We start from the raw sequence: 24413 nt of genomic DNA, 5'->3' as shown, positions 1-24413 counted from the left end.
CGTATGGTCCTGAAAGGCCATTCGCACGACTAGCGCAGGTGGTTAACAGGAGTTAATTGGGGTGTGTGGAGACAATCCACACACCCCGCTCTTGATACCCCATGGGGTATAGTAATCGACGTTGAAATCGAACAGTAGGAGGACCACCCGCATGCGCACAGTTGTCGTTGGGGGAGTAGCAACAGGGATGAGTGCGGCTGCGCGCCTGCGCCGCCTCGATGAAACCGTAGAGATTATTGTCCTTGAGCAGGGCCCCTACGTTTCTTACGCGAACTGCGGTTTGCCATATTACGTGGGTGGAGAGATAGAGGATGACGCCGCGCTGTTGGTGCAGACCCCGGAGAAGCTGAAGGCTTCCCTAAACCTGGATGTGCGCACAGGCCATGATGTTGTTGCCCTAGATACGGATGCGAAGGCACTCACCGTACGCGTCGGGGACAGGGAGGAAACCTTGACCTACGACAATCTCGTTCTGGCCCCCGGGGCAGTGGCTCTGCGACCCAACCTTCCCGGGTTTGACTCGGACCTCGTGTGGCACCTTCGCACCGTCCCGGATGCACTTGAGATGCGCCGAAGGATTGAAGCTGGAGACGTCAAGCAAGCAGTCGTCCTCGGGGCCGGGTTTATCGGACTGGAAGCTGCCGAGGCGCTGGCAGAACAGGGAGTAAAGACCACCATCGTTGAGCTGGCCCCCCATGTTCTTCCCCCGGCAGAACCGGAGGTTGCCGCGCGCCTTACAGACGAACTCAGCCGCCTTGGCATAACCGTACGGGACGGGGTCGCGGCAGTATCCATCGAAAAGAAGGGTGACTCCGGTCAGGTCAACCTGGCCGATGGAAGCTCGGTAGAGGCGGACCTGGTTGTCCTGTCCATCGGGGTTCGTCCCGCTACCGAGATCTTCACCGCAGCTGGTCTCAAGAACGAACGCGGTGCGCTCATCGTTGATGACCACGGACGTACCAGCGCCCCGAATGTCTGGGCCGGTGGTGACGCTGTTGCATCTCTCGATCCTCTTACCGGGGCGCTGCGTCCGGTTGCGCTAGCAGGACCAGCCAACCGGGCTGGGCGCCTCATCGCTGATGACATTGCAGGCTCCTCCAGGGAAGGGGCAAAGCCCCGACCGTTTGCGCGCCCGCTGGGCACCGCAGTGGTCCGTGTTGGTAACCTCACCGCAGCGATGGTCGGAGCAAACTCCCGCACTTTAGATGCTGCGGGAATCGAATACCACACGGCTAACACCCACCCGATGGACCACGCCGGATACTTCCCCGGGGCCGTGCAGATCCACCTCACCGTCCATTTCGCAAAGGAAGACGGGGCAATCCTCGGTGCTCAGGCAGTTGGGCCCAAGGGTGTCGACAAGCGCATTGATGTCATCTCAACCGCAATGCTCGGCGGACTCAAGATCGATGATCTCATTGACGTTGACCTGGCCTACTCGCCCCCGTACGGCAGCGCCAAGGATCCCGTCAACATGATTGGCTACTACGGTCAGAATGTTATGGATGGGGTTACAAAGCTGTGGTATGCGAGCGAGATCCCCGAGGTTCTAGAGACCAGCCTGGTCTTAGATGTTCGCAGTGTAAGCGAGTTTGCTTCAGGGCATCTGGAAGGGGCTCTCAACATTCCTCACACCGAGTTGCGGGCACGCCTTGACGAGGTGCGAGAGGCGGCAGGCGGTCGCCCAGTCCGGGTCCACTGCCAGTCGGGTGTGCGGTCCTTCCTCGCGGAACGGATCCTCGTCCAAGAGGGATTCGATGATGTTCGCAATCTGTCCGGGGGCATGCTGACCATTCGTGATGCGATTGCCGGGGGCGTTATTCCCGAGGTTGAGATCATCAAATAAGGCTCGATGCAGTACTTCAACAAAGTAACAACAAAGGATTGAAAAACTATGTGTTCACCAGTTAAGTGCAAGACCTGCGGTAAGACAACATGGAGTGGCTGTGGGCAGCATGTGGCCGCAGTCAAGGCCAGCGTTCCCAAGGGACAGTGGTGCGACGGGCACCCGAAGTCCGAATCCTCAAAGGGCGGCTTCTTCAGCTTCGGTCGTAAGTAGAAGAGAGGCGCCAGCTCCACTTGGAGCTGGCGCCTCTTCGACTTTTGCGGTCGTTAGCCTTCCTTGACCTCAATATTGACCTTGATCTCACGCGATGCCATCGCGGCCCGGTAAACCTGGGCAATGCCCAGTAGGACAAGACCAAAACCGATCATCCAGCGCAAGAACGCGGTTCCCCACACCGGGGTGAGTAGTAATAAGACCCCAATTACAAGCGCAACGATTGCATAGCCTGTTGCCAGAGCGTTCTGTTCGACGCGACCACGCAAGAGCATAAGTGCAGAGACGCCCTCGACCATCCACAAAATACCCAGGATGACGCCGAGGACGTTTGCGAGGACCACTGCTGAGGCACTGAGGAAGCTAAGCATGACAAGACCGGCCGTGATGAAGGCGATGCCCGCAACCACGCGGGTAATCCGCGCAAGTGATTTGAGCTCCTTAGCTCGAATGGCCGTGAAGATGTAGACCAGTCCGGAAAGTACTGCGTAGATCCCTACTAGCAGGGCAGCGATCTTCACCATTTCATTCGGCCACACCAAGACAAAGATGCCCATAGCGATTGCTACCAAGCCCGCAATGCCGAAACCCCAACGGTAGGTGGTTATTGTTACGCGCAGCTTCTCACTTGCAGATGTCTTGTCCGCCACAATGGTCTCCTCTGTATAAGTAGGTCAGGACTCACCGATACGGAGCCTCCCGCCTGAACACTGCAATCATAGGGCCTTGAGGCAGTTCTGGGCCCGTAGAAGCTGCCGTGTCGCTGGCTGTCGTCCTAAGGTTGGCAACCCTTACCTTCCTTGAAATCTTGCCGAAAACTGGCAATGCTATCCGCATGAGAAAGATTAGAGATGCAGCGCGCCGCTACCCTTTGGTCGGAGTGACACTCGCCCTCGGCCTCCTGGTCCTCATTCTTGCCCTCAGTGGATACAGCACAGTTGCCCAGGTTATTGCGACCGTCTACGTCGGTGGAGTGGTCGCATGGACTGTCGTGAACATGGTTCGGGACATGCTGCGCGGCAACTTCGGCCTCGATATCCTCGCCGTAATCGCGATGGTAGCGACCCTGGCGGTGGGCGAGTACGGCGCCTCAATGATCATTGTTCTCATGCTGACCGGTGGTGAGGCGCTTGAGGACTACGCGGCGAACCGGGCCAGGAGTGCTCTGACTTCACTGCTCGAACAAGCACCCCAAACCGCCCACCTGATGAAGTCGGGCGTAGCCGACGAGGATGAGTCCATTGAGGACATTCCCGCGACCGATGTGAAGGTGGGGGACCGCCTCCTGGTTCGCCCAGGTGAAGTAGTTCCGGTAGATGCCAAGCTTGTGAGCCCCCGGGGTAGCTTTGATGAATCAGCCATCACCGGAGAGTCGCTTCCGGTTGAGCTGAGAAAGGGGCAGGAGGTTCCCTCCGGGTCACTCAATGGCGACGAAGCCGTCCGAGTTGAGGCCGTGCGTACCACCGAGGACTCGCAGTACCAGCAGATTATTGCCCTGGTTGCGGACGCCGAGAAGCAGAAGGCTCCGGTGGTGCGGATTGCGGATAGGTTCGCGGTGCCCTTCACTGCTCTGTCGCTGATTATCGCGGGCGCAGCCTGGATGATCTCCGGTGACCCCGTTCGCTTTGCAGAGGTACTCGTCCTTGCCACACCCTGCCCGCTTCTGATTGCCGCTCCGGTTGCCTTCATGGGCGGACTGTCGCGCAGCGCCAAGAACGGTGTGATCTTCAAGGGTGGAGCAGTCATGGAGTCCCTCTCCAACATCCGCAGTGCTGCTTTCGATAAGACCGGCACCATTACCGGTGGTCGCCCAGTGGTGGTCCGGGTTGACGCAGACTCTGAGTTCAGTGAGGACGAGGTGCTGCGGCTCGCTGCCTCGGCGGAGCAGTACTCGGGACACGTTCTCGCTCTGGGAATCGTGCGTTCAGCCCAGAATGCCGGAGAGAAACTCTTAGTACCCGATCAGGCTGAAGAGTCGGCTGGCTCCGGTGTCACCGCGGTGATCGGTGGAAGAACCGTTGTGGTTGGCAGCAAAGCCTTCGTTCAGGAGGCTCTCGTTTCGGCTGGCTCGACCGCCTCCGTGCCGCAGGCAGACCTGGATCCGGGTGAGGTCGCCTCTTACGTGTCGATTGACGGGGTTTCCGCGGGAGCGATCATCATGGCCGACAGGATGCGGGAGTACGCTCCGGCACTGGTGGCCTACCTGAAGGACCACGGGGTAGAGAACATCCAGATGCTCACAGGTGATTCGGAGGGTACTGCACGTGAGATTGCCTCTCGAGCAGGCATCGAGAACGTCCAGTACTCGCTGCGCCCCGAAGAGAAGGTGAAGCTGGTCAAGAGCCTGCAGCCGCGCCCCACCCTGATGGTCGGTGACGGGGTGAACGACGCTCCAGCCCTCGCAGCATCAGAGGTCGGCATTGCCATGGGTGCACGCGGCGCCACGGCCGCGGGAGAGGCTGCCGATGCCGTAATCGTTCCCGACTCGGTCTGGAAGGTGGCAGACGCTCACACGATCGCCAAGCAGACCATGCGGGTTGCACTTACCGCGATTTGGATCGGCATTATCCTGAGTATTGGGCTGATGCTGATCGCCGCCACCGGCGCCATTCCGGCGATGGTGGGGGCACTGACACAGGAGTTTGTTGACCTGGCAGCAATTCTCTACGCTCTTCGCGCACTAACTGGTCGACTACCGAATGTCCAAGAGTACCTTGAGAAAGCCCGACAGGCTGACAGCAAGACTGGCATTCAGATGGCCCAGGTGGGACGATAGGTCCATGGCAAAGATAACAATTGATGGAAATGAAATAGAGACAGTTGGCTTCCTCCCTGAAAAGGGTACGCAGGCCCCCGGATTCGAACTGGTAGGAAACGGCCTCGACGTCGTGACGAATGCTGACTTTGCTGGAAAGCGAATCATCATGGACATCTTCCCCTCGGTGGATACCGGGGTGTGTGCCCAGTCGGTGCGACGGTTCAACCAGATTGCCTCGGTGCTTCCAAACACCGTCGTACTGTGTGTTTCCAAGGATCTGCCGTTTGCCTTCGACCGCTTCTGCGGCGCCGAAGGAATCGACAACGCCATCACCGTGTCGGCATTCCGCTCAAACTTCGGTGATGACTACGGGGTGACCATGACGACGGGACCGCTTCAGGGCCTGCTCTCGAGGTCCGTGGTCGTCATTGAACCGGACGGAACCGTCTCCTATACCCAGCAGGTTCCTGAGATCAAGCAGGAACCCGACTACCAGCTGGTCCTTGAGGCAATCGACCTCGACGACTAGCTCACCTACTGGATGGCAATGGAGATAATCCCAATCACCAGTGCCGTCAGGGCGACAACGGTGCCCGAGACTGCGACGGAGAAGGCAGCGACTCCCCAGGCTCGGGCCCTTTTGTCTGCACCTTCAAGGTGGGCGGACTTGGACCCAATGATGTCCCGGGCTACCGAGCCCAGGTTTGGGGTTCCAAAGATTTCCTGGTCCTCATCGCTCATCTCTCGAGCTGAGTAGGGGATCTGGTTATCAAGGGAGTCAACAAAGTCCGCCGCTGCCCGTGGGCTTTCAAACCTGAAGGTGGCCGTTCGGTCTGTAGTGGTCAGCTCTGCCGGAAACTCTCCGACCAGGGCCTCCAGGTCACTTTCTGACAGCGTGATGGTTGCCGGCACGGTCTCGAGTCGGAACTCGCGAGGCACGATGATTTCCACATTTCCTCCAGGGTCTTGATGACGATAGTCTATCGGCCCCGGTGTCGACCTCGAGCAGAGCGCAGGGGTGGTCCGCAGAATGGTCGCCCGTTTCAGTGTGCCGAACGTCCTCGTACTCTGTGAGAGCCATAGTCATGAGAGAGGAAACAACATGACCACAGAGAAGCAGGGCCTAAACGTTGCGGTCGTTGGTGCAACGGGTCAGGTCGGCGGGGTCGTTCTGGACCTACTTGCGCAGCGGGACTATCCGGTTGCATCACTTCGCCTCTTTTCGTCGCCCCGGTCAGCGGGCACAAAGATGACCTGGCGGGATCGCGAGATTACCGTCGAGGACGTGTCGGCGGTGACGCCGGAGGACCTGACTGGGATTGACGTGGCCCTTTTCTCTGCGGGTGCGACAGCTTCGAAGCAGTTTGCCCCCTTGTTTGCGCAGGCTGGTGCGGTGGTCATTGACAACTCGTCCGGGTGGCGAAAGGACCCTTCGGTGCCCCTGGTGGTCTCCGAGGTGAACCCGAAGGACATGCTCGATCGCCCCCTGGGAATCGTTGCGAACCCCAACTGCACCACCATGGCAGCGATGCCCTCGCTGAAAGCTCTCGATAACCTTGCTGGCTTACGCGCCCTGCGTGTGACCACGTTCCAAGCCGTCTCCGGCAGTGGACTCGCCGGAGTTGAAGAACTCGGTTCCCAGGTCCGCGCAGTGGTTGGGGGAGACAAGCCCATTGAGGGACTCTCCACTGACGGCTCCGCCGTTGATCATGCGCAGCCAAAGGTCTACGCGGCTCCCATCGCCTTCAACGTCGTGGCCAAGGCCGGAAACTTTGTTGAGGACGGCAGCGGCGAGACCGATGAGGAACAGAAGCTGCGTGACGAATCGCGTCGTATCCTCGGTCTTCCAGATCTGGCAGTTGGCGGCACCTGTGTTCGGGTCCCAGTTTTCTCCGGGCACTCACTGACGGTGCATGCAGAGTTTGAGAAGCCCATTTCGGTTGGTGAGGCCGTGGCAGCACTGGCCGATATGGACGGGGTGGAGCTGGTCGACCTGCCGAATCCACTTGAGGCCGCAGGTCGTGACGGAACCTTCGTCGGGCGGGTTCGCCGAGATCAGTCCGTGGCGGGTGATCGCGGTTTGGTCTACTTCGTGTCTTCAGACAATCTTCGAAAGGGAGCCGCACTCAACGCGGTTGAACTGGCTGAGCTTGTCGCGAAGGAACACGGCTACTAGGGAAAAAGAGACTGCGGGGCTGCCACGACGAGGACGACGGGGTGGCCCCGCTTTTATCTGCCTACTGGGAGGGCGGCAGGACCTGGACCCCCTCGCCGACACCCAGTGCGTATCGTTTGAAGGCGGATAGGTCAGAGTCACCTGACAGGAGTCCGTCCAGTATGAGATCGACAAGTGCCCCCTGACCCTCAGTGTGGAGGAGAACAACTGTTGGTCCGGCACCGGAGATGCATGCGGCTAGGCCCTGATCACGCAGGACATCGACAAGCGCCATGGAACTCGGGTACAGGGCACGCCTGTACTCCTGATGGAGTCGATCCGAGGTGGCATCAAACAGAAACCGGGGTTCCTCAGAAAAAGCGTGGACCAGCAGGGCGGTGTGGGCAGAGTTGGCGATGGCATCACTCAGCGGAATCTCCCGGGGCATGACCGAACGAGCCGTAGTTGTCTCGAGCACCGTGTCGGGTACCAGGGCGCAGACCCTCAGGTCATCATGAACCGGAGCGCCCACAACCTTCCACACCCCGTCGGTGAACCATCCGATGGTGAGGCCGCCATAGATGGCAGGACCGACGTTGTCCGGGTGTCCCTCCAGACCGACGGCAAGTGTGAATGCCCAGTACCGGTCGAGGGGCTGGTGAGGACGGGCCAAACCCCACGCCAGCGCCAGTCCCGAGGCGATGGCCGCGGAGGAAGATCCGAGACCACGTGCAAGCGGGATCGTGTTGTGTGCTGTGAAGGCTAGGCCACCTGCCTTCACACCCAGGTTCTCAAGTCCACGAAGGATCGTTGAGACAACCAGGTGGGTCTCGTCAAGGGGAAGGCTTCCTGATCCCACACCGGTTAGGGTGAGTTCGAATCCACGTTCAATCACGCGGACAGAAGCTTGATCAACCCAGTTCAAGGCGAGGCCCAGCGCATCAAACCCCGGACCCAGGTTTGCCGTGGTGGCCGGCGTCAGAACGGTTGCCGAACGTCCGAGAGGGAGTACCTCAACCATGGGGCTCAGAGTCCCAGACTTGCGGCGACGACCTCGACATCACCCGGGAGCACCTCGGCCACAATGTCGCGATCGAGCAGCGCTGTGTCAATGTCCTTCAAACCGTTCCCGGTCACCGTAATGGTGATGGTCTTGCCTGTGGGTAGCTCTCCGGCGGCGTGGGCCTTGAGCAGACCCGCCACGCCTGCTGCAGAGGCTGGCTCGACAAACACACCCTCCTGGGCGGCAAGTAGCGCCTGTGCTGACAGGATCTCTGAGTCGGTGACGGCGCTGATGCGTCCCCCGGAGTCGTCACGTGCGGCAATCGCCTGGTTCCAAGATGCGGGGTTGCCAATGCGGATCGCGGTGGCAATCGTTTCTGGATCCGCAATGGGGTGTCCGGCGACAAACGGGGCGGACCCAGCCGCCTGAAAACCCCACATCTGGGGAAGTCGCGACGAAATACCGGCTGCTGCGTACTCCCGGAAGCCCTTCCAGTAGGCGGTGATATTGCCTGCGTTACCCACGGGGAGGATATGGATATCCGGAGCGTCACCCAACCTGTCGACAATCTCAAAGGATGCGGTCTTCTGCCCCTGGATTCGGTCGGGATTCACCGAATTGACGAGGGCGATGGGGTAGTTTGCGTCTAACTTTCGTGCCACGTCAAGGCAGTCGTCGAAGTTACCGTCAATCTGAACGATCCGTGCGCCGTAGACCACCGACTGGGCCAGCTTGCCACGGGCGATCTTGCCCGCGGGAAGCAGCACGACGGGGGTCATTCCGGCCTGCACCGCGTACGCTGCAGCCGAGGCCGAGGTGTTGCCGGTGGACGCACAGACGACGGCCTGTGCTCCGCGTGCCGCCGCCATGGTCACAGCCATGGTCATTCCCCGATCCTTAAACGATCCGGTGGGGTTGGCGCCCTCGACCTTGACCCAGACCTCGTTGTTGACCAGCTTGGAGATATGGCGGCAGTAGACCAGGGGGGTGGATCCCTCGCCAAGGCTGATAATCGGCTGACCCGGCTGGACCGGCAGCCAGTCCATGTAGCGATGAATCAGTCCGGAAGTTTCTGGGTGTGCCGACAAGGTGAGCTCCAAGTTGTCTCTAGTTGCGGGTGGGCTAGCCGTAAGTGTGCCAAAAGTCTGGGGTTTGCCCAGTGCGAGCCACCATTCGGACTGGCAGGATCCTCGACCGACCTAGTCCTTTCGCTGCACCTCGACCTCTGTCAGTAGTGGACGTTTGGCCGATCGGCCATCGCCTGAGGAGCGCCCGGTCAGGCGCCGACCGATCCACGGCGCAACATGTGTACCGAGGTAGCGGGCCGAGCGGTAGTTCTTCCGATCCGGTTTCGGGTCCCAGGGGTCATCCCAGTCGGCGGGAAACTGCACATCCAGTGCTTGGAGGCAGTTGGCTGCGACCCTGAGGTGGCCCGCACTCGAGAGGTGAAGACCATCCTCAGACCAGTAGGTCGAATCCTCAAAAGCCCGGTCACTAAAGTTATCGACGAAGGTGACACCCGCCATTCCCCGGGTTTCTTCCCTGGTCAGTGCCGTGTATCTGGCGCCTCGTTCGGAGAAGACCTTTCCAAGGGGGAGGTTGTTGACGGGATCGGGGCCAGCAAGGAGGAGGACGTGGCTTCCGCCCGCAACAAGCTGCTCAACAGCCCCCAGTGACTCTGCCAGGGCTTCCTCGGCACTGAACTTGGGTCGGAGCATGTTGTTGCCCCCTGCATTGAACGAGACTAGGTCTGGCTGTTGCCGAAGTGCAGGCTCGATCTGCTCCGCAATGATGGCTTCGATCTTCCGTCCTCGAATCGCCAGGTTGGCATAGCGAAATGCCGGATCGCCAGCCCCTCGAACCGATGCGTGCGCCTCAGCCAAGCCCTCGGCGAGGAGGTCGGACCATCCTCGAAGAGTCCCGTCAGATCGTTCGTCGCCCAGTCCTTCAGTAAATGAATCACCGATTGCGATGTAACTACCAAACACAGCTGTTCCTTCTTCACTTGGCTCGAAGTCTCCGGGGCCCCTCGGTGCGGGGCACTACTTTCTGGCTCGACGTTCCCTGACCCGAACCGAGATCTGAATTGGGGTTCCCTTAAAACCAAACTCCTCGCGGAGTCGGCGCTGGATGAACCGACGGTAGGCCGGGTCCAGGAAGCCCGTGGTGAACAGTACAAACCTGGGGGGCATCGTTGACGCCTGAGTCCCAAAGAGAATACGTGGCTGGCGTCCCCCGCGCAGGGGATGGGGGTGGGCCGCGGTAAGTCGACCGAAGAAAGCGTTGAGCTTCCCTGTCGAGATCCTGGTTTCCCACCCTTCAAGTGCCGTATCCAGGGCGCGTGCAATGCGGTTCACGTGCCAGGTAGTCTTCGCCGAGAGGTTGATGCGCGGCGCCCAGTCCACCTGGACCAACTCCCGCTCCTCCTGCTTGGTGATTGAGACCCTCTGTTCGTCATCGACCAGATCCCACTTGTTGTTAACGATCACGATGGCCCGACCCGCATCGACGGCCTGTTGGATCACACGGACATCCTGCTCAGTCAGGGGAACTGAAGCATCGATGAGGACGAGGGCAACCTCAGAGCGCTCCAGAGCAGCCTGCGTGCGAAGGGAGGCGTAGTAATCGGCCCCGCTGGTGCGGTGCAGTCTGCGTTTGATACCAGCGGTATCTACGAACTCCCATTCTCTGCCGTCGAACTCGACGACCTCATCAATCGGGTCACGAGTCGTACCGGCAAGATCGTGCACGACGGCGCGGGTCTCTCCGGCGAGGGCGTTCAGCAGGGATGACTTGCCGACATTGGGACGGCCAACCAGAGCCACCCTGCGCATCTGCGAGGAGCGTGCCCTTGTTGGGATCGCTGCCTCCTCGGGAAGTGCCCGAACTACGGCGTCCAGCATGTCTCCCGTGCCTCGGCCATGCAGGGCAGAGATCGGGTAGGGCTGGCCCAGTCCCAGGGACCAGAGGTAGGCTGCATCGGATTCTTGGAGTACCGAGTCGGCCTTGTTCGCCGCCAGAATCACGGGCTTTCCGGCTCGACGCAGCAGGGGAACGACCTGCTCGTCAGTCGAGGTTGCCCCCACGGTTGCGTCGACGACAAAAATGATGACATCGGCCAGGCCAATGGCTAACTCTGCCTGCTCGGCGATCTGCCGATCCAGGCCCTTCACGTCGACTTCCCAACCACCCGTGTCAACGAGGATGAAGTCAACCCCGGCCCACTCTGCGTCGTAGAGAACGCGGTCGCGCGTTACTCCGGGAGTGTCCTGTACGACAGCCTCTCGGCGCCCCAGAACCCGGTTGACCAGGGTGGACTTTCCAACATTGGGGCGTCCAATGACGGCGACAACCGGCTTGGGTGAGTGTTCGAGTGAGTTGACCGTCCAGTCGTCGCCCTGCTCCAGTAGGGCAAGGTCCTCCTCCTCGAGGTTGTACATCGCGAGGTCAGCGCGCATGGCATTGAGGCGCAGTTCGAGTTCTTCTGCATCTTCGTCCTCGACTAGCTCATCGACCTCGTCTTCTGTGGGCTCGATGAACTCTTCCTCACCGTCTTCAAAGGGGACGCGCTCGGCCAGGGGATTCTCTTGCATTTTCATTCCTCAGGAGGTCGGGACTTCAGTTGTTTGGGGCGTGCGCGCTTGGTTCATTGATGTAGGCATCTAGAACCTCCCGGGCGACAGGTGCATCCATGTAGTGGTGGTGGACTCCGCGATAGTCCTGGTACGGTTCCGCACCCTTTCCAGAGATAATTACAACGTCTCCGGCGCTCGCGCGGTAGATGGCTTCTCGGACGGCATCCCTGCGGCTGGTAGTCACTTCAATGACACCGTCGAGGGAGGGGCGCACCGCACGGATTCCCTCGAGCAGCTGGTTGCGCATGATGGTGGGATCTTCCCAGCGGGGGTTCTCATCGGTTACCCAGATAAGGTCGGCTCCGCGGCCCGCAATCTCACCAAGGGGAACGCGCTTGGTCGCATCTCGATCACCGTCGGTTCCGAAGACCAGAACCAGGTTCTTCGAGCAGAGGGGGCGGATATCTTCAAGCAGGTGCTCAAGGGCCTCGGGGGTGTGGGCGTAGTCGATGAGCACGGCCGGCTGGTGCTCGGCGCTCGGGACCCACTGCATACGTCCCGGCACCGGGGGAGCGACACGCACTCCGGAAATAGCATCCTCAACACTGACTCCGAGCAGATGTGCCCCAACAATGGCGAGGGCGGCGTCCTGCACGTTGACGACCCCTGGAATCGGGCATGACGCCTGAAACTGCGTGCCGTCAGGGGAATGGAGGGTAAATGAGCTGCCACCGACCGAGGGGTCGACAGTAATGTCGCTAACGCGCCACAGGGGAGCATCAAGACCCTCAATGACATCGTTGGTTAGGACCTGAACCGCAGTCATCGGGGTGGTGGCTTCCCGGACCAGGCGACGACCGTACGCGTCATCAACCGCGGCGACCCCCAGGCGGGTGCGTTCTGCCTCGAAGAGCTGAGCTTTTGCCTCGAAGTAAAGGTCCATGCTGTTGTCATAGAAATCGAGATGATCGTGCTGGAGATTGGTGAAGACACCGAGGTCGAACTGAACCCCACCAACTCGATCCAGCGACATGGCATGCGAGGAGACTTCGACGACTGCTCCCTTGAGTCCGGCCTGGGCGGTGGCTGCGAGCGCCCTGTGTACGACTGGGGCCTCGTGGGTGGTGCGCTCGGAAAGTGTGGAGAAGCTGCCAGTATCGACCTCAATGGTGCCGAGAAGGCCCATTTTTCCAAGCTTGGAGGCGAGGGCGGCGCGCAGGAAGTAAGTGGTGGTGGTCTTGCCGTTAGTTCCGGTTACGCCTGCCACCAGGAAGTTGCTCGGGACCCCCAGCTCTCCGGAATGGATGTTGTGGGCTATTAGGCCGGCGGCTCGCCGTGGGTTATCAACGACAATAATGGGCACGCCCGCGTCCGCAGCCAGGTTGGCACCGTCCTCGTCAGTTACCACGACGGTGGCTCCCTCCGCTGCCGCGAGGCGCGAGAGAGCTGCGCCGTGGCGACGAAGTCCGGGAACACCAACGAAAACCCAGTCGGTATCTACGTCTTCTGTACTCACTGTGACGCCTGTGACCATGAGGTCGCGGATGGTTTGAGAGGGCTCGATCAAGCCCACCCCTCCGGTCCAAACCCTCCATGCGCCAGTGCCTTTTAGTGCCTTGTCCAAGGAGCAGGCAGTAGTCTGGGGACGAATCTCTGTTAAGGATGCCATGGGCTCATTCTAGGCCCGTGGGTAGCTGCGGCCGGTCGAAGGGGGAAGCATGGGTCACACTCTGCCTCCGGTGCGTCCCGAGCAGGATGGGGCCGCACCGAACCCGGCAGCCTCGATGCTGCTGCTGCAGAACATCGAACAGTTCGCATTGGATCCGGGATATGCGGAGTACGCGACAAAGAAACCGGTTCACAGATCGATTCTGAAACGCGCGATAATCGGCCTCTTGATTGCCATCTTGGGCTTTTTGATCACGGTTGCTGCGCTTAACCTAAGGGCAGAGAGCAGTGACGAAACCGACCCCCGGTTACTCCTTGCAGAGCAGGTTCACGCGGGGCAGGAGAGTGTTCAGTTGCTTGTTAGTGAGAATCAGGACCTTGCGGAGCAGGTTCGTCAGCAGGGGGAACTTGAGGGTGTGGTCAGTGAGATCAGTCCAACGGTGACGCTTAGTGCAGCAAGTACGAAGGTGACGGGACCCGGGGTCACGGTGACGATTGTGGAGGAGGGGACATCCCTTTCGGGAAAAGCAAGCAGCTTCCGAGATACCGATCTTCGGGCGGTCACCAACCTTCTCTGGGCCGCTGGGGCTGAGGCCATCGCGGTGAACGGTCAGAGACTCGGAGCAGAGACCTCGATTCGCACCGGGGGTTCATTAATTCTTGTCAACCTAATCCCGGTTACCTCCCCCTATGTCATTGAGGCTATCGGTGACCCCGTGGGCATCATGAACAGCCTCCAGTCTGGACCTGGTTTGGGCCAGATCGAAGATATCCGGCGGGCCACGGGGGCGACTATCCGAGAGGATCGTGCCGAGAATCTTGTGCTCGGTGGACTACCGTTGCCAACATCGGAGTCTCAACCAATCAGCTAGCAGTTGACCGGACATTTTCACCATAGGAAGAGGAAGAAGGAGGGAGTCCCAAATGATCGCTGTTATCGGTCTGATCATCGGTGTCATTGCGGGTCTCGTGTTCGACCCAGTAATTCCAGCGGAGTTTCAGCCCTACCTTCCAGTGGCTGTCGTGGCAGCGCTGGATGCACTTTTTGGGGCATTCAGAGCCTGGCTCGAGGGGGTCTTTTCCGACCGCGTTTTCATGGCGTCATTCTTCTGGAACGTTCTCATAGCCTGCTTCCTGGTCTTTCTTGGCGTTCAACTTGGCGTTGGTGGGGCCATGACCACGGCGATCATCGTCGTCCTCGGCATTCGAATCTTTAGTAACTCGGCATCGATTCGGCGCCTGATCGTTAAGGCGTGAGATGAGTCTGAATAGTGGAAAGCACGCGGCGCACGGAACGAAGGGCTTCAGTTCGAAGAGATTCGGCAGGTCTTTTGTTTCGAAACCTCGCCCAATGCATTTTTTGCTTCTGGTGCTGTTCCTCCTTGTCGGGTTTGCCATCACGACCACCGTACGAACCCAGGCTACGGACCCCTTGGCAGGGCTGAACGAAGACCAGCTGGTGACACTTCTCAGCGACCTGGACCAGCGTGAACAGAATCTCCGCAACGAGCGACGGGAGTTGCAGGCGCAGATCAGTGATCTTGAAGAGGCCGCCGATGCGCAGCAGACAGCTCGTGATGCAGTTGCACAGGCGACGCAGCGTGCCGAGATCGCCGCGGGAAGTATCCCGGTTGAAGGTCCGGGGGTGATTCTCAATGTCGGTGTCCCCGAGGGGCGACTACCCGTCTCAGTTTTCGTCACAACCCTCGCAGAACTGCGCAATACGGGGGCGGAGAGCATCTCAATTAACGGGGTGCGCCTGAACGCTAGGGCCTGGTTCGGGCGTGACGAAAACGACTCTATTGTGGCCAGTGGGACTGTCTTGCAGCCGCCCTATGAATGGCGCGCTATCGGGGATAGCTCAACCCTGGCAGTCGCGCTGGAGATCCGTGGCGGAGCCGCATCTCAGTACCGTGCTTACGGTGCAACGGTGCTGGTGCAAACGGTGGATGACCTGCAGATTACTGCTGTTGTAGACCCTCCGGAACCCGTGTTTGCACAGCCGGTGACTAACTAGTGGCCCAGACCGGGCACCCTGCTGATTTTCTTGAGTAGTGATTCAAGCGATGGGTGCGCGCTAGGAAACGGGCTAGGATAATGAAAGTCTGTAGAGTCGTTCCTTCGAAGTTGGCAAGAGAACGACAGGGTAGAGGAGGACAACGAAGTGGCTAATGATGCACCTTTCGATCCAACCAGCACAGCATTTTTCGGTACTGCTGAGGAGGTTGATGCCTCAGAGATTCCCGTAACACCCCTGTCGATGAGGGATCAGGCAGCCGTTGATGCCCTGCCCAAGGGAAGCGCGCTGCTTATTGTGCAGCGCGGCCCCAACTCCGGGGCGCGCTTCCTCCTTGATCAGCAGACCACTAACGCGGGGCGTTCGGCCTCCTCCGATATTTTCCTCGACGACGTCACGGTCTCACGAAAGCACTGTCAGTTCATCGCCAGGGACGGCGGCCACATTGTTCGGGATTCCGGTGCTCTGAACGGAACCTATGTCAACCGGGAGAGGGTGGACCAGGCTGTTCTGAAGAGCGGCGATGAGGTCCAGGTGGGGAAGTACCGCCTCACGTACCACCCGTCACCCGCCAAGTAGTGGGCGCGGTACGAAGCGGAGCTCTCAGGGCAACAGAGGCGGCCTCCGCGGATCAACGACCATCCCAGGGGCCCTGGCCCAGGGGTGTCTCTCGCGACGCTGTCATCTCAATCGGTCAGGTCGTCAAGATCCTGGCGAGGGAGTTCCCGGCGACAACGGTATCTAAGGTTCGTTTCCTTGAGGAAAAGGGTCTGGTTACCCCGCACCGTTCAGCTGCCGGATACCGCAAGTATTCTCAGGCTGACATCGAGCGAATCCGCTTTATCCTCACCAAGCAGCGGGACTCCTACGCTCCACTGAAGGTGATTGGGGACGAGCTTCAGTCGCTCGATGCCGGTCACGACGTTGAGCTGGTCCCGAAGGCACGCCTGATCACCTCCGATGGCATAACCGTGGCCCATGACAAGTCTCGAACCGTCACGGTTAGAGAGCTTGGTGAGCTGTCGGGTTGCAGCCGTGAGCAACTGGAGGCCTACGTCAGGTTCGGTCTCATTTCTCCGGATCTGGGTGGGCGGTTTCCCAGTGCAACAATCCGTGTGGTCAAGCTGATCAACCAGCTTGTTGCGGCCGGAATCCCTGCCCGAAACCTCCGCGCCGTTCGGGCTGGTGCGGACCGCAGTGCAGATATCATTGACCAGGCAGTTTCCTCCACTACTCGGCGTGATCGACCCGGAGATCGGGAGCGCGCCAGGTCCCAGGCAGAGGAAATGGGAGAGCTCACGGGGGCTCTTCACAGCGCCCTGCTTCAACTCGCCATTGAAGCGCTGGGGGAGTGATCTTTCCAATGCCGACACGCCCTGACACTAACCTTCAACTTGAGCCTTAGACTTGGTTGGAAGGGCTATCGTTATCAAGTGATGGTCGCAGTGGGTGGTTCACCCGCGACTTTAAGAAGACTTTACTGTCAGCCAAGATTCAAGGAGATGCCGTGAGTCCAGAGTTACCTGCTCAGACAGACCGGGCACGTCAACCGATGCTGTTTGGCGATCCCTTGGCGCAGATTGATGTCAGTGCAGGATATCGTGGGCCCGTTGCCTGCGAAGCGACAGGTATTACCTACCGACAGCTCGACTACTGGGCTCGGACCGGACTGGTAGAACCCAGCCTGCGAGCTGCGGCCGGATCTGGTAGCCAGCGACTTTACTCATTTAAGGACATCCTTGTCCTCAAGGTCGTAAAGAAGCTTCTCGACACCGGAATTTCACTGCAGCAGGTGCGCGTTGCGGTCAAGCAGCTCTCGGAGCGGGGGATTGATGACCTCGCCTCGATCACGCTTATGAGCGACGGTGCTTCCGTCTATGAGTGCTCATCTCCGGATGAGATTGTTGATCTACTCCAGGGCGGTCAGGGTGTCTTTGGCATCGCTGTGGGTCGCGTGTGGCGTGAGGTTGAGGGAAGTTTGGCAGCCCTTCCGGTTGAGTCTGACCCTTCGGTCATCAGCATTGATGAGGCGCGTCGCCGACGGGCCAACCGAGCGGCTTCGTAATGTCCCCGCACCAGCACGTACACGCGGTGGACGTGAAGCTTCGCGGCACTGTTCAGGGCGTGGGACTTCGCTACCGAATCATGTGGAGCGCCGATGAAGAAGGTGTTTCGGGATGGGTGCGTAATGAGGCCGACGGGACGGTCAGTGTTCACCTCGAAGGTCCGGAACACCGGGTGGAAAATGTGTTGGCCATCCTCCGTACCGGGTATCCGGGAGTAAGGATCTCCAGAATGGAAACTGCTCGCTCTGAGGTCGAGGGCGCGCGAGGTTTCCAAATCATCCACTGATCCGCCCAGATGGGCGAGCGTGGGGAACAGCTCCTCTCCGTAATCTGACATAATGTACATTATCGGATCGTGGCTAGTGTTCACCTTTGGCTTGCTCACTGGGAATGGCACACCTGCCGGGGTAAACTGTCATGTCGCACGGCATACTCTGCCGTGACCCGCCCGCGAAAGAAAGAGACGCTGCTATGGCTGACCGCGCACTAAGAGGTATGCAAATCGGTTCCAAGTCGCTGGAGTCTGAGGAAGGCGTCGTCTTCGCCGACCGCTTTGAGGCCAAGTACCTCTGCGCCAATGGACACGAGTTCAAGATTGCCATGGCTTTGGATGCTGAACCGCCCGCCACCTGGGAGTGCCGCTGCGGCGAAATGGCCGAGATTATCGGAGAGGTCATCGAAGAGGAAGAAGGCAAGGCGCTCAAGCCACAACGTACCCACTGGGATATGTTGCTTGAGCGTCGTAGCTTGGAAGAACTTGACCAGCTTCTCCAGGAGCAGCTCGAGGCGTACCGCAATGGCGACCTCGTTTTCGATACTGACTATCGTCGACCCTAGTTGGCGGTCACGACTCAAATCTTTACAACTTGCGACGGCCTCGGGCGTAGACATACGCGCCGAGGCTTGTTGCTGCAAGCGTTAGTCCCAAGCCCATGACGAGCTGGGGCAAGAATGCCGCAACGTAGGTGAACGGTGTCTTGCTGTCCCGAAGTGGCAGCGTATCAACCAGGTAGGCGGCTTCCTGGGTTCCCGTGACCTGCACCAGTGATCCGTCTGGACGAATCACCCCGGACACACCGTTGGTTGAAACCTGAACGGTTGCACGAGAGAACTCTGCGGCGCGGAACTGTGCCATCTGCAGCTGCTGTTCTGACTCTGCGGTGTTCTGGAACTGAGCGTTGTTGGTAGGGATAACGATCAACTCACCTCCCATGGCCACGCCCTCGGCAATCAGCGGCTCATAGGCCACCTCAAAGCAGATCCCAATGGCCATGGGCACGTTTCGACCGTCGCCTAGTTCAACCTCGAGGTAGGCAGGATTATCGACGGAAGCCATGTCAACGCTAATCTGTGCGGTTGCTGTGGCGAGAAACTCTGAGATCGCCCTCATGGGGACGTACTCCCCCCACGGTACGGGGTGCTGTTTGCCGTACATTTCCTCAAGCAGTCCCTCGCGGGGGTCCCAAACTCCCATCCAGTTGTACCGCAGGTCATCCTGATACTCGAGGAGACCAAAAAGGATGGGGACACCTGACTCGCGGGAAACGTCTCCGATGAGGTCCGCGGTCTGCGGATCCACCCGAGGGTCAAGGTCCGCCCCATTTTCACCCCAGAAAATCAGGTCAACGCTGTGGCCATCCTCAAGTATCTGCCTGGTCTGATCAATGTGGTTGCCAGTGACCTTCCGAGGAATCGCAAACGTTTCGGCCATGGGGATCTCCACGTTGCCCTGGATAAGCGCTACCTTGATCTCTCCGACTTCGGGAGAGTTCGCAAGGGGAACGGCGGCTGGTGCTAGGAAGAGGACGACCGCCGTGGCCAGGGAAACGAGGCGGGCGACGATGCCGTCCTCCCCCGCCCCGAGGCGACCAAAACCGAGCGACCGCCGCACGAGGATGGCGATCGCTACTACTGCGAAGGAAGTGAGAATCTCTCCACCGAGGGGTGCCAGACCGACCAAAGGCCCATTGACCTGCGAGTAAGCAAGTTTCCCCCAGGCAAATCCACCCAGTGGGACCCTGGAGCGAACCTCCTCGAAGGTGACCCAGAGCAGCGCTCCCCCAAGAACTTCCCCCCAGATCGTCCTCGCCCAGTTCCAAGTCCCCAGGGCCGAAAATGACAGCCCCCACAGAGCAATGAAGAAGGCTTCCGCGCCGGCCAGAGCAATCCATGAAATGGTCGTCCCATCCGTCGCCGTCTCCATCCAGGAGATGTGCGGGATAAAGAAGGCCATGGCCCACAGCCCCGCGTAGCCAGCGCCGCGCCAAGGATGTATACGGTCGACCAGGGCAACCAGTAGTGCCATCGAAGGAAACACCAGCCACCACTGATTGACCGGGGGGAATGCCGCCCACATAGCGGTGCCGGAGACAAGCACCAGCAAGAGGTCAACCCAGGTGGAACCAGTGGCGGTTTTTCGTCTTGAAAGACCGTTCCCGGTTACGCGAACTCTGTCCAAGCCACCACTCCGTGTAGAAGACGATCGCGCGCCTTGGTTGCGGCACTGCGAATCTCAGACTCTTCCAGTCTGCGCAGCTGATCAAGCATATCGAGCACCTGACGCACCCAGCGTACGAAGTCGCCTCCGGACAGTTCACTGGACTCAAGGATTGAAGCCAGGGAGGCGCCTTTTGCCCAGCGGTACATTTCAGGAAGAAGCTGTCCTGCCGGAGGTGTCGTTACCTCGTGGCTCGCAGCGACCTCTGCCGCATGCAGCTCCTCGTAAATCCTCATGGTCTCGGTCCACACCAGTTCGAGGCGCGCAGTTGGGAAGTGCGAAGGAATCGATGAGACCCCGTCGTCTCCGCGTGGTTCGTAAACCACCGCGCAGACCATCGCCGCCAGCTCCTCTGGCTTGAGGTCATCCCAGGCTCCTTCCGCGAGAATCTGAGCGGTGAGCAGGTCTCGTTCACCGTAGATACGCCGCAGACGTCTACCGCGCTTCGTGACGGTATTTTCATTGAGGAAGCTCAGTTTACGAAGGACGGTGCAGACCCGGTCGAACTCTTGGACAATCTGCGCACTACTGGAGTTAATCCGGGAGGCAATACGGTTGCGCTCGCGCAGAGCCCGCGCGTAATCGTGCCCGAGTACCGCGTGGGCTTCCCGGTCGGGACAACTGTGAACCGGGTGCTCTCTCATTTTTCGTTCAAGGTCGGAGACCTCATCGAGAATCTTCGCGACACGCAGATCATCTCGAGGGCGACTACGTTTCACGTCCCGGGTGAAATCGTGGTGTCTCAGCGCAGCTGCAAGGTCTTTACGATCAGAGGGTCGCTTTGCACCCCTCTCGGGAACGGGCATCCGTCCCAGCACCTCGAGACCATTTTCGGCCTCGTGAGGACCGATGCTACCGGGCTTGGCATCATCCCCCACAACCCGGGCGAGCGGGGTGGCGAATCCTGCGGAGGGAGCCTGCACGACCACCACGGTTCGCAGTCTTCTTCCGCGGCGGAAACGGACTACATCCCCGACTTTGAGGTCGCGAAGAATATGCGCCTGCTGGACACCGCGACTCTCTCGAGCAAGCCTTGAAGCATGCTTTTGAAGCGCCGAGATCTGCTCACGAAGCTCGAAGTACTCCCCTGCATCTCCCCTGTCGCAGGAGAGCTTCTTGGCGATGCCTTCCAAGGTGGCGTTAGCCCGCCTTAACCTCTGAGCTTCCCTAACGACAGAAGCATCAGTTTGGAACTGCGCAAATGATGATTCGAGAACATCGCGTGACTCTTCCAGGTCCAGTCGTGAAAGAAGGTTGACAGCCATGTTGTAGTTGGGCTGGAACGCGCTATGCAGAGGATAGGAGCCACCGGAGGAAAGCTCAACGACCTCCTCGGGGGTGACTACGGCTCTCTGGAGGACCACGGCATGACCTTCCACATCAATCCCACGGCGTCCCGCCCGGCCGGTCAGTTGCGTGTACTCACGGGGAGAGAGGCGCACGTGTTCACTACCGTTCCACTTCTCCATCGACTCGATTACGACCGTCTTGGCCGGCATGTTGATTCCCAGCGCGAGGGTCTCGGTAGCGAAGACAACTTTGATCAAGCCCGCTGCAAAAAGCCGTTCCACTGCCTCTTTTTGCTGGGGCAACAGACCTGCATGGTGGCAAGCCACGCCCTCTTCAAGCGTGTAGGCCCAACGGTGGAGGTCGAGGGGACCGTGGTCTTCGGGCGGAATGGTGGCAAGAGCAACGTCAATCTCTTCCCGAATCAGCTCTCGCTCGCTCGCGTTAACCAGGTTCATGCCGTAGGTTGCGGCCTCGGAAGCCGCTTCATCACAACCTGCTCTAGAGAAGATGAAGACAATGGCCGGGAGCAGCTTCCGCGAGCGAAGCCGGTCAATCACCCTGAAGCGGGACACGGGGGCTGGACGCCTCCGGTTGCCTCTTGCGCGTCCCCCGCGTTTTTCCAAGTCACGTTCTTGGGCACGGTTCATAGCTTCAAGCAGGTCTGGATTAATCTGCTTGGAGCCCTTTCCAGCAGCCGCTTCGCGTGGGCGGGCGTAGAGGTCATAGATCCGCGGACCGACCATCATGTGCTGATAGAGGGGAACGGGCCGTCGGTCAGAAACCACCACCTCGCAGGACCCACGAACATCGCCAACCCAGCGCCCAAACTCCTGGGCATTTGAGAGGGTGGCTGATAGTGCCACGACGAGGACATGCTGGGGCAGTTGAATCAGTACCTCTTCCCAGACAGGGCCGCGGAAGCGGTCGGAAAGGTAGTGCACCTCATCCATGACCACAACGCCCAGATCATCTAGGTTCTGTCCTGCGTAGATCATGTTTCGCAGGACCTCGGTCGTCATCACCACGATAGGGGCATCCGGGTTTATCGAGGTATCTCCGGTGAGGAGCCCGACTTCGTCATCTCCGAAACGTTGACGAAAGTCGCGAAGCTTCTGGTTCGAAAGGGCTTTGATTGGTGTCGTGTAGAAGACACGTTGTCCGCGTTGGCGCGCAATGAAGGCTGCGCCCTCTCCGACAACAGTTTTACCAGCACCGGTCGGGGCACAGACGAGGACGGAGCTACCCGTAGCAAGAATTTCGAGAGCTTCCTCTTGGAAGGCATCCGGTGAGAAGTGCAGGGAGTCCAGGTACTGCTGAAGACCGGACTCCTCAACCATCATCTGCCGACGGAAACGCTCCATCCGCTGTGAGGGGCTAAGTTTCACTTCGTCCATGAGGACCCCTTTCCTGGCTCGCTAGAGCGCGCCGAGCAAAATCTGATGCTTCCTCAAGGTACACGCGCGGCAACACGTCGAGGACGTAGGGGGCCAATGTGAGTAACTCTGTGCGCATCCAAACCGGGTCCCAGGACTGGAACACAGCGACAATAGTGCCATCTCGAGCTGTCTTGACAGTGCGTGCCGGAGACTCCTTGAGTGCCCAGGCGGCCTCGCTAGAGAGTGTGACCGTCACGGTTTCTCCTACTTCCTCAAGGCGATTCGAGGTGGGACTAGTGGTACGTCGAGCAAAGGTTGCGCTATCTGCAAGAGAGAGGCCGGAGGCACGATCAAGGCGGAAGCTCCGCTCCCCCATCGCCCTGTGGCACATGCCCCGAACGATCCATCCGTCACGTTCTTGAACCAGTGCCTCCGGGGTGACCACTCGGTGCGACTCGACACCGGCACGGTTGAGGTAACTGAAAGTGATGCTGCGACCCTCGACCATGGCCTTCTGAATCAACAGAATCATCTGCCGTGTGGACTGGGACATCGTAGGGATGGTGAGACCCGATCCCGTCCCCAGTTCAGCGGCATCTGTGGCGTCGAGGGCGGTAATGAGGGCCGAGAGGGTTTGGGGGAGCAGCTGGAGGTCGTCCTCGTCCAGGGTCGGAGCCATGGCCTGAAGTGCGGTGACAACGCTTGCGAACTCCTGGCGGGTGATGGGTAGTGGCGCATCGATGTTCAGGGGGGATCGAAGTGACACCGCATCCTGCTCTAGGAACAGGTCATAGTCGATCTCAAAAGTGCATCCGGGAAGCAGGTCGTCCACGCCGGCTCTATCGAGGAGGCGGATATCGGAACGGATCCGGGCTTTGCTGCGTCCGAAATGCTGCGAGAGTTCGCCGACTGTGATCCCAGGTTGGTTATCGATCAGTCGAACCAGCGAAATCAGACGAGATAAGGCCGCAACTGTATCCTCAGCCATCGCTCTCCCCCGTCCAGTCCCGCGCCGTCTCAAGTTGGTTGTCAATGGTCTTCTTGAGCCAGTCTGGGGAAAGTATGCGAACACTATCGGCTTCGAGTAGCGCCCGTTCCTCCCAGACTCCGGCATCATCGAGGACCCCGCGCCGTCTCTGCCAGGATGGGTCATCACCATTCTCGAGGTCGTCAAGTTCAGGAGTTGAGTGTGCCCTCGTGATCGGGGCTGAGTCAGAGCGCACCAGGAGCTCCGGTTCGATGAGGAACGTCGAGGGGTCGAAGGGAACCGGCTCGAGCGGCCCCTCTGGATCAACCGCGCCGGCCTCTCCGGTTAGTTTCGGGGCACTGCGAAGGCGGGAGAAGCGGAACAGTCGAGGGGCCCAGGCATCAAGGTCGAATCCCCAGAGATAGAGAGCACGGCCCCTGGCGATAACCTGCCAGGGAGCTACAGAGCGCTGCGAGCTTCCTGACTTAGAGACATAGTCGAAAGAAATCGGCCTGCGCTGCGCAATGGCAGTTTGCACGATATCAAGACCGTCTGCTGATTCAAGGACAAAACGGGTCGGGTGGGCAGCAATCTCAACCGCTCCGGAGGTGTAACCGCGAAGCTTGTTGCGAAGCGCCACGACCGCTCCGCTGCCCTCCCATGAGTCGACAGCACGGAGGAGAAGCGCGACCTCACGTTCACTGAGGAAAGAGGCCTGCGAGGGAAAAGAAGATGTCGAAACGCGGTAGGTAGCTTCACTGTGGAAACGATCGCGAACTTCGACGACGAGGCCGGCGCGCCGCAGATGCTCAATATCTCTCTCAAACATTCGCTGAGCACTTGCCTCATCCTCCGCTTGGTACCCCGCCACCAGACGCATGAGGTCTGTCCGCGTGAGGCCATGCCGCGTGTTGAGAAGGTTTAAAGCCAGGTTGAGGATTCTCAGCGGTGCCTGAACTTTCTCCTGCGCCACAGTGCCCCC

General features: G+C 59.6%; 24 protein-coding genes. 13 read left to right on the top strand and 11 right to left on the bottom strand.

The annotated features are described in order from the left end of the window. Positions 1 to 151 precede the first annotated feature (151 nt). The gene (locus tag CS903_RS02845; RefSeq protein ID WP_099332041.1) at positions 152 to 1846 is read left to right on the top strand and encodes an FAD-dependent oxidoreductase; all 1695 of its coding nucleotides are present in this window, start codon (positions 152 to 154) and stop codon (positions 1844 to 1846) included. A 48-nt stretch (positions 1847 to 1894) separates the two neighbouring features. Next, a complete protein-coding gene (locus CS903_RS09810) occupies positions 1895 to 2059 on the top strand; it encodes a DUF8730 family Cys-rich protein (protein WP_099332040.1) in 165 nt (54 codons plus the stop codon). Between the two features lie 53 nt (positions 2060 to 2112). On the opposite strand, the gene CS903_RS02835 is transcribed toward CS903_RS09810, so the two are convergent. Beyond that, positions 2113 to 2709, bottom strand: coding sequence for an HdeD family acid-resistance protein (locus CS903_RS02835; protein ID WP_099332039.1), 597 nt, complete (start codon positions 2707 to 2709; stop codon positions 2113 to 2115). A 185-nt stretch (positions 2710 to 2894) separates the two neighbouring features. On the opposite strand from CS903_RS02835, the gene CS903_RS02830 reads away from it, so the two are divergent. Then, positions 2895 to 4835: a heavy metal translocating P-type ATPase gene (locus CS903_RS02830; protein ID WP_099332250.1), complete on the top strand. Its 1941-nt coding sequence runs from the start codon at positions 2895 to 2897 to the stop codon at positions 4833 to 4835. A 4-nt stretch (positions 4836 to 4839) separates the two neighbouring features. After that, positions 4840 to 5346: a thiol peroxidase gene (gene tpx / locus CS903_RS02825; protein WP_099332038.1), complete on the top strand. Its 507-nt coding sequence runs from the start codon at positions 4840 to 4842 to the stop codon at positions 5344 to 5346. A 5-nt stretch (positions 5347 to 5351) separates the two neighbouring features. On the opposite strand, the gene CS903_RS02820 is transcribed toward tpx, so the two are convergent. Next, positions 5352 to 5768, bottom strand: coding sequence for a hypothetical protein (locus CS903_RS02820; protein WP_099332037.1), 417 nt, complete (start codon positions 5766 to 5768; stop codon positions 5352 to 5354). A gap of 151 nt (positions 5769 to 5919) precedes the next feature. Between CS903_RS02820 and CS903_RS02815 the strand changes: the two genes are divergently transcribed. Beyond that, complete coding sequence (locus tag CS903_RS02815; protein WP_099332036.1) at positions 5920 to 6993, top strand: aspartate-semialdehyde dehydrogenase; 1074 nt, start codon at positions 5920 to 5922, stop codon at positions 6991 to 6993. A gap of 61 nt (positions 6994 to 7054) precedes the next feature. Here the strand turns inward: CS903_RS02815 and thrB are convergent, their stop codons facing one another. The 5 genes from thrB to CS903_RS02790 all read right to left on the bottom strand — a co-directional run bounded on the left by thrB (position 7055) and on the right by CS903_RS02790 (position 13219). Continuing rightward, complete coding sequence (thrB, locus tag CS903_RS02810; protein ID WP_099332035.1) at positions 7055 to 7993, bottom strand: homoserine kinase; 939 nt, start codon at positions 7991 to 7993, stop codon at positions 7055 to 7057. 5 nt (positions 7994 to 7998) lie between these two features. Beyond that, positions 7999 to 9021, bottom strand: a complete 1023-nt coding sequence (gene thrC / locus CS903_RS02805) for a threonine synthase (protein WP_099332249.1) — start codon at positions 9019 to 9021, stop codon at positions 7999 to 8001. 153 nt (positions 9022 to 9174) lie between these two features. Next, positions 9175 to 9963 carry an SGNH/GDSL hydrolase family protein gene (locus tag CS903_RS02800; RefSeq protein WP_099332034.1) on the bottom strand — a complete coding sequence of 263 codons (789 nt, stop codon included), beginning with the start codon at positions 9961 to 9963 and terminating at the stop codon, positions 9175 to 9177. Between the two features lie 54 nt (positions 9964 to 10017). Continuing rightward, positions 10018 to 11568 carry a ribosome biogenesis GTPase Der gene (gene der, locus CS903_RS02795; protein WP_099332033.1) on the bottom strand — a complete coding sequence of 517 codons (1551 nt, stop codon included), beginning with the start codon at positions 11566 to 11568 and terminating at the stop codon, positions 10018 to 10020. Positions 11569 to 11593: 25 nt separating this feature from the next. Beyond that, positions 11594 to 13219 carry a Mur ligase family protein gene (locus CS903_RS02790; RefSeq protein WP_099332032.1) on the bottom strand — a complete coding sequence of 542 codons (1626 nt, stop codon included), beginning with the start codon at positions 13217 to 13219 and terminating at the stop codon, positions 11594 to 11596. A 49-nt stretch (positions 13220 to 13268) separates the two neighbouring features. Between CS903_RS02790 and CS903_RS02785 the strand changes: the two genes are divergently transcribed. From CS903_RS02785 to CS903_RS02750, 8 genes are all read left to right on the top strand, one after another. Next, positions 13269 to 14090: a DUF881 domain-containing protein gene (locus tag CS903_RS02785; protein WP_099332031.1), complete on the top strand. Its 822-nt coding sequence runs from the start codon at positions 13269 to 13271 to the stop codon at positions 14088 to 14090. Positions 14091 to 14142: 52 nt separating this feature from the next. Continuing rightward, a complete protein-coding gene (locus tag CS903_RS02780) occupies positions 14143 to 14475 on the top strand; it encodes a small basic family protein (RefSeq protein WP_099332030.1) in 333 nt (110 codons plus the stop codon). A 94-nt stretch (positions 14476 to 14569) separates the two neighbouring features. Next, complete coding sequence (locus CS903_RS02775; protein WP_164996653.1) at positions 14570 to 15235, top strand: DUF881 domain-containing protein; 666 nt, start codon at positions 14570 to 14572, stop codon at positions 15233 to 15235. Between the two features lie 147 nt (positions 15236 to 15382). Further along, positions 15383 to 15814, top strand: coding sequence for an FHA domain-containing protein (locus CS903_RS02770; protein ID WP_242491724.1), 432 nt, complete (start codon positions 15383 to 15385; stop codon positions 15812 to 15814). After that, a complete protein-coding gene (ftsR, locus tag CS903_RS02765; RefSeq protein WP_099332028.1) occupies positions 15814 to 16590 on the top strand; it encodes a transcriptional regulator FtsR in 777 nt (258 codons plus the stop codon). The genes CS903_RS02770 and ftsR overlap by 1 nt, the downstream gene beginning before the upstream one ends. A gap of 197 nt (positions 16591 to 16787) precedes the next feature. Continuing rightward, on the top strand, positions 16788 to 17300 hold the full coding sequence (locus CS903_RS02760; RefSeq protein WP_099332247.1) for a MerR family transcriptional regulator: 513 nt from the start codon (positions 16788 to 16790) through the stop codon (positions 17298 to 17300). Further along, positions 17300 to 17587, top strand: coding sequence for an acylphosphatase (locus CS903_RS02755; protein WP_099332027.1), 288 nt, complete (start codon positions 17300 to 17302; stop codon positions 17585 to 17587). Before CS903_RS02760 ends, CS903_RS02755 begins: the two co-directional genes overlap by 1 nt. Before the next feature lie 185 nt (positions 17588 to 17772). Continuing rightward, a complete protein-coding gene (locus CS903_RS02750; protein ID WP_099332026.1) occupies positions 17773 to 18138 on the top strand; it encodes an RNA polymerase-binding protein RbpA in 366 nt (121 codons plus the stop codon). 22 nt (positions 18139 to 18160) lie between these two features. On the opposite strand, the gene lnt is transcribed toward CS903_RS02750, so the two are convergent. Genes lnt through CS903_RS02730 form a run of 4 tightly spaced genes read right to left on the bottom strand, consistent with a single transcriptional unit; the run spans position 18161 to position 24404 of the window. Then, positions 18161 to 19759: an apolipoprotein N-acyltransferase gene (gene lnt / locus CS903_RS02745; protein WP_099332025.1), complete on the bottom strand. Its 1599-nt coding sequence runs from the start codon at positions 19757 to 19759 to the stop codon at positions 18161 to 18163. Beyond that, complete coding sequence (locus CS903_RS02740) at positions 19741 to 22482, bottom strand: DEAD/DEAH box helicase (protein WP_099332024.1); 2742 nt, start codon at positions 22480 to 22482, stop codon at positions 19741 to 19743. Before CS903_RS02740 ends, lnt begins: the two co-directional genes overlap by 19 nt. Next, positions 22463 to 23452, bottom strand: coding sequence for a helix-turn-helix transcriptional regulator (locus tag CS903_RS02735; protein ID WP_164996652.1), 990 nt, complete (start codon positions 23450 to 23452; stop codon positions 22463 to 22465). The genes CS903_RS02740 and CS903_RS02735 overlap by 20 nt, the downstream gene beginning before the upstream one ends. Beyond that, entirely contained in the window at positions 23445 to 24404 is a 960-nt protein-coding gene (locus CS903_RS02730; protein ID WP_164996651.1) for a helix-turn-helix transcriptional regulator, read from the bottom strand. Before CS903_RS02730 ends, CS903_RS02735 begins: the two co-directional genes overlap by 8 nt. Positions 24405 to 24413: the final 9 nt, after the last annotated feature.

Source organism: Actinomyces minihominis (assembly GCF_900187855.1).
Taxonomy (GTDB): domain Bacteria; phylum Actinomycetota; class Actinomycetes; order Actinomycetales; family Actinomycetaceae; genus Scrofimicrobium; species Scrofimicrobium minihominis.
Note: the sequence above shows the minus strand (reverse complement) of the source record. Positions and strands in the feature narration are given on the sequence as shown.

What these genes read in the sequence shown, in the direction of transcription:
- CS903_RS02845 (WP_099332041.1), top strand. Translation starts at nt 152, where the DNA reads ATGCGCACAGTTGTCGTTGGGGGAGTAGCAACAGGGATGAGTGCGGCT.
- CS903_RS09810 (WP_099332040.1), top strand. Translation starts at nt 1,895, where the DNA reads ATGTGTTCACCAGTTAAGTGCAAGACCTGCGGTAAGACAACATGGAGT.
- CS903_RS02830 (WP_099332250.1), top strand. Translation starts at nt 2,895, where the DNA reads ATGAGAAAGATTAGAGATGCAGCGCGCCGCTACCCTTTGGTCGGAGTG.
- tpx (WP_099332038.1), top strand. Translation starts at nt 4,840, where the DNA reads ATGGCAAAGATAACAATTGATGGAAATGAAATAGAGACAGTTGGCTTC.
- CS903_RS02815 (WP_099332036.1), top strand. Translation starts at nt 5,920, where the DNA reads ATGACCACAGAGAAGCAGGGCCTAAACGTTGCGGTCGTTGGTGCAACG.
- thrB (WP_099332035.1), bottom strand. Translation starts at nt 7,993, where the DNA reads ATGGTTGAGGTACTCCCTCTCGGACGTTCGGCAACCGTTCTGACGCCG.
- thrC (WP_099332249.1), bottom strand. Translation starts at nt 9,021, where the DNA reads ATGGACTGGCTGCCGGTCCAGCCGGGTCAGCCGATTATCAGCCTTGGC.
- der (WP_099332033.1), bottom strand. Translation starts at nt 11,568, where the DNA reads ATGCAAGAGAATCCCCTGGCCGAGCGCGTCCCCTTTGAAGACGGTGAG.
- CS903_RS02790 (WP_099332032.1), bottom strand. Translation starts at nt 13,219, where the DNA reads ATGGCATCCTTAACAGAGATTCGTCCCCAGACTACTGCCTGCTCCTTG.
- CS903_RS02785 (WP_099332031.1), top strand. Translation starts at nt 13,269, where the DNA reads ATGGGTCACACTCTGCCTCCGGTGCGTCCCGAGCAGGATGGGGCCGCA.
- CS903_RS02780 (WP_099332030.1), top strand. Translation starts at nt 14,143, where the DNA reads ATGATCGCTGTTATCGGTCTGATCATCGGTGTCATTGCGGGTCTCGTG.
- CS903_RS02775 (WP_164996653.1), top strand. Translation starts at nt 14,570, where the DNA reads ATGCATTTTTTGCTTCTGGTGCTGTTCCTCCTTGTCGGGTTTGCCATC.
- CS903_RS02760 (WP_099332247.1), top strand. Translation starts at nt 16,788, where the DNA reads ATGCTGTTTGGCGATCCCTTGGCGCAGATTGATGTCAGTGCAGGATAT.
- CS903_RS02755 (WP_099332027.1), top strand. Translation starts at nt 17,300, where the DNA reads ATGTCCCCGCACCAGCACGTACACGCGGTGGACGTGAAGCTTCGCGGC.
- CS903_RS02750 (WP_099332026.1), top strand. Translation starts at nt 17,773, where the DNA reads ATGGCTGACCGCGCACTAAGAGGTATGCAAATCGGTTCCAAGTCGCTG.
- CS903_RS02740 (WP_099332024.1), bottom strand. Translation starts at nt 22,482, where the DNA reads ATGGACGAAGTGAAACTTAGCCCCTCACAGCGGATGGAGCGTTTCCGT.
- CS903_RS02735 (WP_164996652.1), bottom strand. Translation starts at nt 23,452, where the DNA reads ATGGCTGAGGATACAGTTGCGGCCTTATCTCGTCTGATTTCGCTGGTT.